The sequence below is a fragment of the Xenorhabdus beddingii genome, assembly GCF_002127545.1.
In the GTDB taxonomy this organism is placed as follows: Bacteria; Pseudomonadota; Gammaproteobacteria; order Enterobacterales; family Enterobacteriaceae; genus Xenorhabdus; species Xenorhabdus beddingii.
Map to the genome: position 1 here is coordinate 1 of NZ_MUBK01000027.1, position 14,417 is coordinate 14,417.

Annotated in this window: 13 protein-coding genes; 6 read left to right on the forward strand and 7 right to left on the reverse strand. The window is 44.4% G+C overall.

Annotation, left to right across the window (positions count from 1 at the left end; genetic code table 11):
* Positions 1–547 (forward strand): adhesion domain-containing protein (locus Xbed_RS14715; protein WP_244182507.1); only part of this gene is annotated, 547 nt, incomplete at its 5' end.
* Positions 548–958: 411 nt separating this feature from the next.
* On the opposite strand, the gene Xbed_RS14720 is transcribed toward Xbed_RS14715, so the two are convergent.
* Positions 959–1,261, reverse strand: a complete 303-nt coding sequence (locus tag Xbed_RS14720; RefSeq protein WP_086113666.1) for a BrnA antitoxin family protein — start codon at positions 1,259–1,261, stop codon at positions 959–961.
* Positions 1,248–1,475 carry a BrnT family toxin gene (locus tag Xbed_RS14725; RefSeq protein WP_244182508.1) on the reverse strand — a complete coding sequence of 76 codons (228 nt, stop codon included), beginning with the start codon at positions 1,473–1,475 and terminating at the stop codon, positions 1,248–1,250. Before Xbed_RS14725 ends, Xbed_RS14720 begins: the two co-directional genes overlap by 14 nt.
* A gap of 289 nt (positions 1,476–1,764) precedes the next feature.
* On the opposite strand from Xbed_RS14725, the gene ybfE reads away from it, so the two are divergent.
* From ybfE to fur, 3 genes are all read left to right on the forward strand, one after another.
* Positions 1,765–2,055 (forward strand): LexA regulated protein, encoded by a 291-nt coding sequence (gene ybfE / locus Xbed_RS14730; RefSeq protein ID WP_086113716.1) that lies wholly within the window; start codon positions 1,765–1,767, stop codon positions 2,053–2,055.
* Between the two features lie 174 nt (positions 2,056–2,229).
* Entirely contained in the window at positions 2,230–2,763 is a 534-nt protein-coding gene (gene fldA, locus Xbed_RS14735) for a flavodoxin FldA (protein ID WP_086113667.1), read from the forward strand.
* A 175-nt stretch (positions 2,764–2,938) separates the two neighbouring features.
* Positions 2,939–3,388, forward strand: a complete 450-nt coding sequence (fur, locus tag Xbed_RS14740; RefSeq protein ID WP_086113668.1) for a ferric iron uptake transcriptional regulator — start codon at positions 2,939–2,941, stop codon at positions 3,386–3,388.
* Between the two features lie 177 nt (positions 3,389–3,565).
* Here the strand turns inward: fur and Xbed_RS14745 are convergent, their stop codons facing one another.
* From Xbed_RS14745 to nagE, 5 genes are all read right to left on the reverse strand, one after another.
* Entirely contained in the window at positions 3,566–6,262 is a 2,697-nt protein-coding gene (locus Xbed_RS14745; RefSeq protein ID WP_086113669.1) for a beta-N-acetylhexosaminidase, read from the reverse strand.
* A 450-nt stretch (positions 6,263–6,712) separates the two neighbouring features.
* Complete coding sequence (locus Xbed_RS14750; RefSeq protein ID WP_086113670.1) at positions 6,713–6,988, reverse strand: hypothetical protein; 276 nt, start codon at positions 6,986–6,988, stop codon at positions 6,713–6,715.
* A 77-nt stretch (positions 6,989–7,065) separates the two neighbouring features.
* The gene (locus tag Xbed_RS19485) at positions 7,066–7,608 is read right to left on the reverse strand and encodes a hypothetical protein (RefSeq protein ID WP_139837501.1); all 543 of its coding nucleotides are present in this window, start codon (positions 7,606–7,608) and stop codon (positions 7,066–7,068) included.
* A gap of 369 nt (positions 7,609–7,977) precedes the next feature.
* Positions 7,978–9,645 (reverse strand): glutamine--tRNA ligase, encoded by a 1,668-nt coding sequence (gene glnS / locus Xbed_RS14755; protein ID WP_086113671.1) that lies wholly within the window; start codon positions 9,643–9,645, stop codon positions 7,978–7,980.
* A 176-nt stretch (positions 9,646–9,821) separates the two neighbouring features.
* Positions 9,822–11,852 (reverse strand): N-acetylglucosamine-specific PTS transporter subunit IIBC, encoded by a 2,031-nt coding sequence (gene nagE / locus Xbed_RS14760; protein WP_086113672.1) that lies wholly within the window; start codon positions 11,850–11,852, stop codon positions 9,822–9,824.
* Between the two features lie 567 nt (positions 11,853–12,419).
* Here nagE and nagB point away from each other — a divergent pair.
* Complete coding sequence (gene nagB / locus Xbed_RS14765; protein WP_086113673.1) at positions 12,420–13,226, forward strand: glucosamine-6-phosphate deaminase; 807 nt, start codon at positions 12,420–12,422, stop codon at positions 13,224–13,226.
* A 24-nt stretch (positions 13,227–13,250) separates the two neighbouring features.
* Entirely contained in the window at positions 13,251–14,408 is a 1,158-nt protein-coding gene (gene nagA / locus Xbed_RS14770) for an N-acetylglucosamine-6-phosphate deacetylase (RefSeq protein ID WP_086113674.1), read from the forward strand.
* Positions 14,409–14,417: the final 9 nt, after the last annotated feature.

Consider the following 14,417-nt stretch of genomic DNA (forward strand, 5'->3'; position numbering starts at 1 on the left):
TACAAATGAGAATGGGGAGTTGATTATCAAGGTCACCGACCCGGATGGGAAAGGCGTGAAAACTACCTTGAAAGTGACGGCTGAGGGAGCCAGTGGTTCAAAGAATCAGGATGTGATCTTTACTGTGCTGACCAGTCCGGATACGAATAAGGCTAACTATTGGGGGCATATGCCAAACTTTATAAAAATTGATGGTGTAACCTTCAACCGTCCACAACTTAAAGCGGAGTTTTCAGGATACGGCGCAAGTCCTGAATGGCACAATGAAATTTGGGTACTAATCGCTCATGGACATACTGACGATGAACCTACGGGCGCCCTGCTATATTGTGCAAACCAAGGTAAATCTCTACCAACTCGAGGACAATTGCAAAAACTGCAAAGCACATATGGTCATAACGGGGTACAAACCAAACTTGGTTGGCCGACTAATGAGGTATATTACGATAACTATATCACCAGTGACAGATTTAGAGAGGCCGTATCGCTTGTGGATGGAAGTTACGAGATGACTCACTTTGGCCATCGAGTATCGTGTATTAACTAATATCTATATCATGGTTTGGCAATTAACCCGAACTTCACTTAAGTTCATATTCAAATTAAATCATCAATAAAACCCAAACAGCGCCTTGTCCCCACCAACAACAAGGGGCTGTTTTTCATCCTCAGAACCGATTTCTATCCCGAACCTGAACAACCTGACTGACCCGCACCAATACACCCACCACGAAATAAGAGGCAAAAATGCCCATCAACCATTGGGGCATAGCCAGTGTTAAGAATTCCCACGGTTTTATTAAACCGTTTCCATACATAAAAAAACAACATTCAAAGCACGAGACAAATTAAAGATCCCCAAACCAAACTTTTTTCATACAATGACGCCACTTTCAGCGATAAACCCGCAAAAAGTGATGCCAATCGATGGCGTTATCGTTCCATGCTGGGTTTGAGATTACTTTCGATGCAAATCACGCATCATGGCTTCACGTAAGATAGCGTTAAGCCTCGTCTGATAACCTCTTCCTGATTCTTTAAGCCAAGCTAACACATCAGCATCAATCCTGACTGATGTCTGTGTTTTTACCGGACGATAAAACTTCCCTTGCGCGGCATTCTTCCAGAATGTCTCATTCAACAACGGGAGATCATTGCAATCAATATCACTATCAGGATTACCAGCCAGCGTTTTAAGTTCAGATTCCCGTTTTTCAGTCAGATGAGGGAGTTCGCTTCGTTTGTATCTAATCATGCTCATAACGTTTTCTCTCATTTCGTTCTGCTTTTCGTGCACTGATAATGCGAATAACTTCGCTATCATCCTCAAACCGTATCGTGTGAGCGACCAAAACAACCACACAGCCTTTTATTGTACCGATCGTCTGCCACCGATATTCACCATTTTCAAAGCAATCCTGCATGGACAAATGAAAAGGGTCGTCAAAAACCAGAACCGCCTCTTCAAAACGCATCCCGTGTTTACGGAAATTAATTTCCGCTTTGGCGAGATCCTATTCAAACTCAAGCTCCGTCTTCATATCATGGAATACACTTTTGTATATACATATATGTATATACAAAATGACATCGTTAGCGAAGAATTTACCATAACATTTGTTCCACTCTCCGCCTCAATACGAAAAGCCTTTACACCGTAAAGATCGATTCCGGCAATCTCCCCCATCAACCAGTAGCGACACGCGCCCAGCTAAGGTATTATTGCCCGCTATATTGTTGGCACGCCCTTTATCAATTGAATTTATGGCAAAAGAACAAACTGATCGCACCACACTGGATTTGTTCGCAGATGAACGCAGGCCAGGGCGACCTAAAACAAATCCGCTGTCCAGAGATGAACAGCTTCGGATCAATAAACGCAACCAGTTGCGACGAGATAAAGTCAGGGGACTGCGTCGGGTGGAACTAAAACTCAACGAAGATGCGGTCGATGCACTCAATCATCTGGCAAAACAACGTAATGTCAGTCGTAGCGAACTGATTGAACAAATGCTGTTAGCCCAACTGGCAGAACAAAATCACCTTGCCGATTAACGGCTTTTATTCAACAGCAATGAAGCGGCTCACCACACAAATTTGACAGATTTGTCATGGATGTTTGGTCAAAATAACGCTTTTCATTTTATTAAAACTGACATTTTTCCTGCTGATTTCAGCGTGATGTGTATAGCTTTAATACACAGATAAAACAAGAGGTTAACCCATTTTATGGCAATAATAGGTATATTCTTCGGCAGTGATACAGGCAACACAGAGAACATCGCCAAAATGATCCAAGAAAAATTGGGCGGTGCTGATGTTGCTGAAGTCCACGATATTGCCAAAAGCAGCAAGGAAGACATTGAAGCCTTTGATATTTTGCTGCTTGGCATCCCAACTTGGTATTACGGCGAAGCTCAATGTGATTGGGATGATTTTTTCCCGACGTTGGAAGAGATTAATTTCGAAGGAAAACTGGTCGCTTTATTCGGTTGTGGTGATCAGGAGGATTATGCAGAGTATTTCTGTGATGCGATGGGCACCATTCGCGATATTATTGAACCTCAGGGCGCTATCATTGTGGGTCACTGGCCGACCGAAGGGTATCACTTTGAAGCCTCTAAAGGTATGGCTGACGATAATCACTTTATTGGTTTGGCTATCGATGAAGATCGTCAACCGGAATTGACTGATGAGCGCGTTGAAGCCTGGGTACAACAAATCAAGGTTGAAATGAGCCTATCTGAGATTCTGGGTGCATAAGGGCATCAGCTTCCTTTCACGCACCTGCATAATGTGTCATGATACTAGGTCTGGCATGGTTTTCATTTTGAATATCCATGCCTATAATCAACAACGTGAAACAGAATCATGATTCCCTCACGATACCCCCAAGTATCATAGGTTCACTTAACTCAAGTTACAGGACTGAATCCGCATGACCGACAACAATAAAGCATTGAAAAATGCTGGACTTAAAGTAACACTTCCACGCTTGAAAATTTTGGAAGTGCTACAGGACCCAGAATGCCATCATGTCAGTGCGGAGGATCTCTACAAAAAACTGATTGATATCGGTGAAGAGATTGGCCTCGCCACTGTCTATCGCGTGTTGAACCAGTTCGATGATGCCGGCATTGTTACCCGCCACAATTTTGAAGGCGGTAAATCGGTTTTTGAACTCACTCAACAACATCACCATGACCATCTAATTTGTCTCGATTGCGGTAAAGTCATTGAATTCAGTGACGAATCCATTGAGGAACGCCAGAGAGACATCGCTAAACGCCATGGAATTAAACTTTCAAACCATAGCCTCTATTTATATGGTCACTGTGCTGCGGGTGATTGCCGCAAAGATAACTCGCTGCATGATGATAAAGCATGATAAGCCGGCACAATAAGAAGTGAGTCAATGAGCCAAGTTGTTCGCTTCTGGTGTCTGGTTTAGTCTGGATAAGCTCCTGCCGATTAGCGTAAGCTAATCGGCAGATTGCTTTATAGCTGTCGTCTTTCACGTTGCCGCTTTGTTGGCCGCATGTTGAAATCCATTAAAGTATCAGCGTTAAAATTTAACCTCATCTATCCGGCTAAAACGTTTTCCATCGGCACTGACCGAGCGGATTTTTACATTGCCGCTGACATGGGGGCGCTGTCTATCATCGTAAACCTGCCATATTTTTCCCTCATCCAGTGAATACTGGATAACAACACCCGGCAAGGCAATGTTGGCTTCGAATGTACCGGCAACAATTCTTCCGCCCGGTATCGGCAAACGATAGGCAATATGGGATTTGTCCAGTTTAGTCAGCTCACGCTGCCCCATCAGATTGGCAAAGCGTTCCCAGTCACGATTGAGGGCACCCGTATCGACATAACGTGTCATGCCACCTTTATATTCCCTGCCCTGCTGATATTTAAGCTCCCAATCCGCTTGATGCCATGCACGTTCCGCTAACGGCAGTAAACGCGGATAAATCATATATTCCATCTGCTCATCAGTACGCACGGTTTCACTCCATAATAATCCGGACATGCCATAGGCCCCCGGCCAATGTTTGTTACTGTGGGCATTGAAGCGATCCCCATTGCTATCTACCGAGGTTTCCGCATTTTGTGGCATATTGTTCGGGGCAAAGCTGAAAATTTTCGCCTCATCACTAAACCGGGTTGCCCAATAGTAACCCCGCTCTTTCGGATGTACTTCATACGGCATATCAAGGTAAATATAATCAGGGCTGGAAACAATGACCCGATAATCTTTATTTGCCCAATCATTGACGGAGTCATAACCGCCCCAGGAAAGGGTATCCCAGAAATTCACCGCAACATGTTGAGTCGCAAAGTCTTTGGCTGATTTGGCATATTTCAGGCCGTCGTTCCATGCCTGCATCGTGTCAATGCCGTGCGCGTTGACGATTTTACTGACATCATTAGCGAAGTGATTGACATAGTCATCAAAATCGTTAATCACACCCAGTGTGATCATCTTCTGGCAAACCTGAGACTTAGCCCACGGCTTATCTTCAATTTTTTTGTTGATAATCCCTTTACCCGGCACAATCGGCCCGTCTTTGTCCTGATATCCCGCACCCAAACGAATATTTTGGGCCTCATCCCCGCCAATATGCCATGTCTTCAACGGTTGTCCGGCTTCTTTGTGCATGGCGACAACTTCGCCAATCACTTTATCGATAAATCGTTTAGAGGAATCCATGCACAGGTTAAGGTAACTCCGACGATCATAAAATTGTACGGATGTTGTGTTTGAGGTATCTGTCGGGTCGAGCAAGCGGTATTCATTGGCTTCCTGCTCTTTCCCCTGTGCCATGAATTTCTTGTAACGAACTTCCATCGACACGACAGCAGCACGAGCGTGGGCAGGAAGATCAATTTCTGGGATCACTTCAATCTGGCGCGCTTTGGCATAAGTCAGAATATCGAGGTAATCCTGACGACTAAAATAACCACTTCCCATCGTGTTGTTATTCGGCCCTGAACCCAATTGTGGTAGCAGGCATCGCGTTTCACTCAAGTCATGGCAACGTTGACTGCCGACTTCGGTTAATTCCGGTAAACCGGGAATTTCCAAACGCCAGCCCTCATCGTCACTCAAATGGAAATGGAACTTATTCAGCTTATAATGGGACATTTGGTCAAGCAGACGCAAGACGGCTGCTTTGCTATGAAAATTCCGCCCGACATCAAGGGATACACCGCGATATTCAAATCGTGGCGCATCTTTTACCGTCAATGTCGCCATTCTGGGCGTACCGTTGGCGGGAAGTAAAGAAAACAGCGATTGCAGCCCGTAAAATACGCCAGATTGATCAAACGCGACAACCTGTGCGCCTTTGGTGGTAATTTCCAACGAATAGGCCCCTTTTACCCGCCAAGGCCCGGTAAATTGGTTTGCGTTGATTTGCGTCGCTATTTGATAACCGCTCTCGGTTAAATTGATGTTATGAGCCTGAAAGCGTTCTCTGATCACGTTAATCGCATCGCCGCCCAAGCCTCCCAGCTCCAATTTCACGCCACGGGATAAATCGACATCCTGCGAATGAATGGTCAGCGCTTTCGGTGTCGGGATAATCTGCCCACGCAGTTTATCCTCACTGATCCTTGCCACCTGCTGATTTTTGGTAAAACGGTTCTCTGGGGTCATCAGGATATTGTTATCCGTTGTGGTGCGTTTCCACTGCTCCCCTTCCAGATCGGATAAAAATTCACTGATGTTTTCCGTATCGGTATTCACCAATATCTTAGGCGTGGCATCGCCGGAAGTTGCATACCAACGTGGCATGAAATCTGTGCTGTAGATCTGCCAGTATTCGCCAATAATCGGCAGTACGATCTTTTCATTGGCCTTGATGCTGGTGAATTTTTTGGTCGGTTCCAATTTATGCAAGTCACCCGTAACATGGGTGATTTTGTATTGATCATTTTCCAGTTTCAGGATTTGGCGAATACTGTGAAAATAGATCGCCCAGTCAGAAGAGTTGATTGCCTGATGACCATTGCTCAAGGTGATATTCATCCGATAACAGGCAGCCGAATTTGCACCTAAGATGGCGCAGTCCGTGCCATGCGAACCCGCCTGATTATCAATCACTGTGAAATTGACCTTTAACTGGCTCAGTGAATCCACGATCTGTTGTGGCGACATAGACATCGTTGATGGGATTTCTTCTGCATGGGCACAGCCTATAAATCCAACTGCCGTGATGAGTGCTGCCAAGGTACGTAATTTTACGGTTTTCATAAACTACCTCGTCCGGATTTATTATTCTTGTTTCTGTGTAACTTGTTTTTGTGCAACTTGTTTTTGTGTAACTTGTTTTTGTGTAACTTGTTTTTGTGTAACTTGTTTTTGTGTAAATAGTGTACAGATTTGGCTAGCCAATAACCCTATACAATATGGGACTATAAGGCAATTTTTTAATCCTGATTGAAAGAATCAATTTTCATTACGATTCTTTAAATTACAAATCGAACACTAACCGTTTTTCTTTGGCTCTGGAACCGCAAACAAATATTCAACCGAGGCTGCTTGACTTTTTTCGCTTTACTTCTTTCAATGAGTTGCAAAATGGTTGACTCGCTATCCACTTCCAACTCAATACTGCCGCGAATCTTCGTTCAATGTGGGCAAGAATATCAGGCAAAAGTGGGACGTGGATTTCGGTTTCTTGAAAAGCCGGAATTCTTAACCTCAGCGATCCAGAGGTTCTTCATAGGCATATTCATTTAATTTAATGAAATAATTATAATAAAGTTCTCCTGATGCTTTCGCCAATATAACATCTCCTCTTGATGTTGATTCATAGCCTTCAAGCAGTGAATTTTCATGCATATCGTATTTAATTCTATTAAATATTTCCCCCAAGTAAACAATATGTAATCTCAAATTATCACCATCACGCAATAAAATACCGGCAGCGCCAATATACTGACAGGATTGCGTCCAATATGCCGTTCCACTTCCCATCAATAACTGCTTATACCCGTCATACTTCAAGCTGCCTCTTTGTTGGCTGCACTCACTCACCCCGGTCACATAGTTAGCTATGCTCCCGGGGATGAGCTCCCTTGCCGCCGCGATGCAACTCGAATTATTTTGGGTATATAACCCCATGAATGGGTATGTGGTTTAATTCTCAATATTCTTTTTTCCTGATATTTCCGTGTATTAGTCACGGTTTTCGAAAAATTTTCACCTACCTTGATATTTATGGAAAGTTCTTCCCGTCCTTCAGAAATAAATGGAAATAAGGCCCTTAATTGAAAATCCATTTCCACTTTTATCGATGACGTAACAGACCAAGTTGCACTCTCTGTTTGTAACTTTTCATATTTCAAATGTTTTTCTATTATATCAGAAGTATAATTATACCAACTATATTCAGAGAATTTAAATTCAGATTCTTTTATAGCAGGAATTTCCCACTGCATATCGTCATGAACCTCTACATGTACCTGATCCGATTTATAAGGTTCAAGTTCAGGTGTATTGCCATAATTCCAAGTTTCAACTGAATAGACTTTCTGCCCTTTCTGTTCTGCTAAATATGCCGCATATACATTAGCAAGTTCATGAACATCTTTCATTTTTATCTCCTTATAATAAAAATGAATAAATTCATTTAAATCAAAAATAAGATTAAACCCAAAACAACCCGGGAATATTAATGGCCAGAATAAAAATGAATATGTCTATTGATAAGTATAGACGTAAATATTGCCCTTCAATAAACAAAATGGCAATATCCCCCCCGCTTAATTATGATTTCTGGAATATGCTCAAACGATAAACAGAGATCCCACTTTTCAGCTACAGCTTGTAATACTCGAATAACTTTTAGATATAAAAAAAGTGCCGGATAAAAAAACCAGCACTTTGTCAGTAGGTTGTCAGTTATTTGACACACAAAAATCATCACGTTTTTTGATTCTGTGGATCAGGCAATCTGACTCACATTATCCCTGTGAGATTTTTGCCCATGTATCACGCAGGCCAACCGTACGGTTAAACACCAGACGTTCAGCACTTGAAAGGTGGCTATCAGCACAGAAATAGCCTTCACGTTCAAACTGATAGGTTCTTTCCGGCAAAGCGTTCACCAGACCCGGCTCCACAAATCCTTGACGAACCATCAATGATTTCGGGTTGATGGTGGACAGGAAGTCATCTTCCGCTCCCGGGTTTGCCACGCTGAACAGACGGTCATACAGGTAGAACTCCGCAGGTACGCCATGTGCCGCACTTACCCAATGAATAACCCCTTTCACTTTGCGGCCATCAGCCGGATCTTTATTCAGGGTTTGCTCATCGTATTGGCAATAGATTGTCGTGATATTGCCTTGCGCATCTTTTTCAACACGCTCCGCCTGAATCACATATGCATTACGCAGGCGTACTTCTTTGCCCAGAACCAGTCGCTTATACTGACGGTTGGCTTCTTCACGGAAATCCGCCCGATCAATGTACAGCTCACGGCTGAACGGTACTTCACGGCACCCCATTTCTGGTTTATTCGGATGGTTAGGCATGGTCAGGATAACCTCACCTTCCGGCATGTTCTCAATCACCAGTTTCACCGGGTCAAGAACCGCCATAGCACGCGGGGCATTCTCATTCAAATCATCACGAATACAGGATTCCAATGCTGCCATTTCAACGTTGTTATCCTGTTTAGTCACACCAATGCGACGGCAGAATTCACGGATAGAGGCAGAAGTATAACCACGGCGACGTAAACCAGAGATCGTTGGCATACGTGGATCATCCCATCCATCGACAATATTTTCTGTCACCAACTGGTTAAGTTTACGCTTTGACATCACCGTATATTCCAGATTCAGGCGAGAAAACTCGTACTGACGTGGATGGCACTCAATCGTGATGTTATCCAATACCCAATCATACAAACGGCGGTTATCCTGGAATTCCAGCGTACAAATAGAGTGGGTGATCCCTTCCAGCGCATCGGAAATGCAGTGCGTGAAGTCATACATCGGATAGATGCACCATTTATTGCCGGACTGATGATGTTCCGCGAATTTAATCCGGTAGATGACCGGGTCACGCATCACGATGAACGGAGAGGCCATATCAATTTTGGCACGCAGACACGCCTTGCCTTCTGCAAATTCACCCGCACGCATTTTTTCAAACAGGGCAAGGTTTTCTTCCACGCTACGATCACGGTACGGGCTGTTTTTACCCGCTTCTTTCAACGAGCCGCGATATTCACGGATCTCTTCAGGACTCAGTTCATCCACATACGCCAAGCCTTTGTTGATTAATTCAATGGCATATTGGTGAAGCGTATCGAAATAGTCAGAAGAGTAACGGATATTGCCACTCCACTGGAAGCCCAACCATTGGACGTCAGTTTTAATCGACTCAACGTACTCAATATCTTCCTTGACTGGATTTGTATCGTCAAAACGTAGGTTGCATTGTCCCTGATAGTCTTGAGCGATGCCGAAATTCAGGCATATCGATTTGGCATGACCAATATGCAGATAACCGTTGGGTTCAGGCGGGAAACGGGTATGTACGGATGTATGTTTACCCGTTGCCAGATCTTCGTCAATAATCTGACGAATAAAGTTTGTCGGGCGGGCATCTGCCTCACTCATCGTTTTTTTCCTCAATGCAAAAAGCGCTTTAACATAACCCTCTATAATCTATGAAGCTGAGCCGAGAAACAATACTTTGTTCGTGGGAAATGCGGGAATGGGTGAAGTTAGCCGGGAAAAACGGGAAGCCAAAGTGCTTCCCGCGATAAAATCAATCGGTGATCGTGGAAACGACCTTACTTCAATACCTGAAATAAGTCTGTCTTGCCCGCAACAACCTTCTCCTTCGCTAGCATGGTAATACCCGCATAGTCATCGATATTACTGATAATCACCGGGCTGATCATCGACTTGGCATGGGCATTCAGGTAATCAAGATCTAATTTCAAGATTGGAGTCCCTGCGTCTACTTTCATGCCTTCTTCAACCAATCGTTCAAATCCCCGGCCATTTAATGAAACGGTATCAATCCCGATGTGAATAATGACTTCAACACCATTATGCGCTTCAATGCAGACTGCGTGATTTGTATCGAAGACTTTCACCACAGTGCCCGCAACAGGGGCAAAAACCGTATCCGATGTCGGTTTGATGGCAACCCCATCCCCGACTAATTTGCTGGAAAAAGCCTCGTCAGGCACATCTTCCAACTTGATCAACTCACCGGTTACCGGTGCAATTAAAGTCAGAATAGGTTGACCTTCTTGCTGACCCTCTTCTTTCACCGAAAGATCAGATTCTGGTGACTGCGTGTCTGTTGCTGCTGCAACCGGACCTTTTGCCAGAACGGCTTTCATGGCGCTGGCAATTAATTCTGCCCGGGTTCCAACAATAATCTGGACACTCTGTTTATTCAGGCGAATTGTGCCAGAGGCACCGAGGCTTTTGGTTAATCGATCATTAACCAAACTTGAATCTTTTACGGAAAGGCGCAAACGGGTGATACAGGAGTCGATTCCCGTCAAATTGTCTGAACCGCCTATTGCCGCAATATAGTGCAGTGCTTCTTCCTGAATGGTATTCGCTGAATTGCCCTCTTTTTTCGCTATATTGATATTGTAACCATCCGTTTCGTCCGTGGCCGACAACTCACGCCCCGGGGTCATCAAATTGAATTTTTTGATGGTGAAGCGAAAGACCACATAGTATAAGCAGAAGAAAACCAAGCCTTGCGGGATCAGCATGTACCAATGGACAGCCAGCGGGTTACGGGAAGAGAGCACCATATCGACAAGACCGGCACTAAAGCCGAAGCCTGCGATCCAATGCATCGCCGCCGCAATGTAAACTGAAATCCCCGTCAAGATGGCATGCAATACATAAAGCACAGGAGCAACAAACATGAAGGAGAATTCAAGCGGTTCTGTTACGCCAGTGAAGAAAGCCGCAACTGCCCCTGCCATCATGATACCGGCAACTTTGGCTCTGTTTTCAGGACGAGCACAGTGGTAAATCGCCAATGCCGCCCCCGGCAAGCCGAACATCATGATAGGGAAGAAACCCGCCTGATAACGGCCTGTGATACCCACAATAGCCGTTCCGGCTTCAATGGATTTCTGTCCACCAAGGAAGTTAGGAATATCATTGATACCGGCAACATCAAACCAGAATACTGAATTCAGTGCGTGATGTAGGCCCACAGGTATCAGCAGCCGGTTAAAGAAAGCGTAAATACCCGCTCCTGTTGATCCAAGGCCCATGATGCTTTCACCAAATGCCACCAGCCAACCATAAACTACCGGCCAAATGAACATTAGGATAAAAGAGACGATGATCATTAAGAAAGAATTTAAGATAGGAACTAAGCGACGACCGCTAAAGAACGACAATGCCTGTGGTAGTTCTACACTACTGTAGCGGTTATACAATTCAGCAGAGAATACTCCCACCAAGATCCCAACAAATTGGTTATTGATCTTGCTAAATGCCACCGGCACTTCTGCCAATGGAATGCCTTTAATCATTGATACCGCAGCCGGAGAACACAGCTTCACGACAACAATAAATCCGATCAGCCCTGCCAGCGCGGCCGCACCATCCTTATCTTTCGACATTCCATAGGCGATCCCAACCGCAAACAGCATCCCCATGTTTTCCAAAATGGCATTACCTGACGTAATCAGAAATGCCGCCAACGCATTGTCAGCCCCCCATCCCGTTGGATCAATCCAATAACCGACACCAACCAATATTGCCGCTGCGGGCAATGTCGCTACAGGCACCATCAATGCCCGGCCAATTCGTTGCAAGTAGCTCAGAATACTCACTTACGCCCCCTTGAAGCTCCGTTAGTGGAGTCTTTTAGTTAATTAATGACGATTAGTTAATAACATAATGTCATTATCTATGTATTTATTGTTAAAACTCTTTTAATCTAGAAAAATATATTTCGCATCGCAAATTAAATCCTTCTGATATGTGACTGGAGTCACCAGATTTGATAAATTTTTAATCAAAAACATGGCTGGCACGCAAAACTTATTTTATGATATAAAATATCTTTATCACATTGCATGAAACAAGAACCCACCCAGAACAGGTATGATGTGGGTGTACCCTATATACCCAATGGATTTCAAGATGCAGCGTGGCGGCAAGGAAGCGACAAATTCGTCGGGAACGAATTTGCCCAGCCAAAGGCTGGCCTCCGGTGAGAGGCAGGAGCCTCTCAGTAATCCCCGGGAGCATAGATAACTCTGTGACTGGGGTGAGTGAGCGCAGCCAACAAAGCAGCAACTTTAAAGACGAAGGGTATCGCTATCACGCATGACATTAATGTCTCATCGTGCATAGTACGCATAATTAAATTAACGATGATTTTATAAGAGGTAACCATGAGGCTGATCCCCCTAACTACGGCAAATGATGTTGGTCGATGGTCGGCTCACTATATTGTGAGTAAAATCAATAAATTCAATCCCAATAACGAGCGTCCTTTCGTCCTTGGGCTGCCCACCGGTAGCACGCCATTGGCGACTTACAAGGAACTCATCTCCCTCCATCAGGCCGGGAAAGTGAGCTTCAAGCACGTTGTGACATTTAATATGGATGAATACGTCGGCCTGTCAGAGGATCATCCTCAAAGCTACCATTCTTTTATGCATCAAAATTTCTTTAGTCACATTGATATTCCGAAAGAAAATATCAATTTGTTAAACGGAAACGCGGAAGATATTGATGTTGAGTGCCAACGTTATGAAAATAAGATCAAATCTTATGGCAAAGTACATTTATTTATGGGCGGGGTTGGCAATGATGGGCATATCGCCTTTAATGAACCAGCATCTTCTCTCGCTTCACGCACCCGCATCAAAACGTTGACGATTGAAACACGGGCAGCCAATTCCCGTTTTTTCAATCATGATATAGAACAGGTTCCCCAATACGCATTGACTGTTGGGGTTGGCACTTTAATGGATGCCGAAGAAATCATGATCCTGGCAACCGGAATGAATAAGGCACAAGCCCTGCAAGCGGCCATAGAAGGCAACATCAACCATCTGTGGACAGTAAGTTGTCTACAGATGCATCCCAAATCCCTCATCGTCTGTGATGAACCCGCGACGATGGAATTAAAAGTAAAAACGGTGAAGTATTTCCGTCAGTTAGAAGCCGGCATTATCAATGAATTCGCCAGTTAATTAGTCAGGAGTTAAGAAACCAATATGTACGCATTAATCAACGGCATTATTTATACCGGATATGACAGGCTCAATGACCATGCAGTGATCATTGCTGACGGTTTAATCAAACAGGTTTGCCCGGTCAATGAACTGCCCGAAGAGATTGAAAAACACGATTTACAGGGTGCAAACCTCGCCCCGGGGTTTATAGACCTGCAAGTCAATGGCTGTGGTGGAGTCCAGTTTAATGAGCGGCCGGAAAATCTTTCAGAAGAAACCCTGCATACCATGCAGCAAACCAACCAGCGCTATGGCTGTACCAGTTTCCTGCCCACCCTCATCACCAGCCCCGATGAGTTGATGATAAAAGCCATTGACGTGATCCGCGCCTACCTGAAAAAAAATCCGAATCAGGCATTGGGGTTACATTTGGAGGGGCCTTATCTCAACCCCATCAAAAAAGGCACTCACAACGTCGCTTATATCCGTCAGCCAACACCGGAAATGGTTAATTATTTATGCCTTAATGCGGATGTCATCACTAAAATCACCCTTGCCCCTGAAATGGTGGAAAGCCAATATATTCGGCAGTTAGCCGAAGCGGGTATTGTTGTTTCTGCCGGCCATTCCAATGCCACCTATGAAGAAGCACGTCAGGGTTTCCACCATGGCATTACGTTCTCTACCCATTTATATAATGCCATGCCGCCGATTTCTGGCCGTCAGCCGGGGCTGGTCAGTGCCATTTATGATTCCTCCGAAGTCTATGCCGGCATTATCTGTGATGGAATGCATGTATCATGGCCAAATATCCGCAATTCCAAGAGAATGAAGAATGAAAAACTGATTTTGGTAACAGATGCGATTGTTCCTGCCGGACTTGCTTCTGACGCAATGGAACAATTTACCTTTGCCAATAAAACAATATATTATCGAAATGGCTTATGTGTTGATGAAAATGGCACACTGAGCGGTTCGTCAATCACCATGATTGATTGTGTCAAGAATAGTGTGGAACATGTTGGTATTGCTTTGGATGAAACGTTGCGGATGGTAACGCTTTACCCTGCCCGGGCGATCGGTGTTGATAAACACCTCGGCACGATTGAGTCCGGAAAGGTAGCGAATTTGACTGCATTTACTCACGATTTCAAAATCTGCAAGACCATTGTTAACGGAAATGAAGTCAAACTATCGTGAGTATAACGA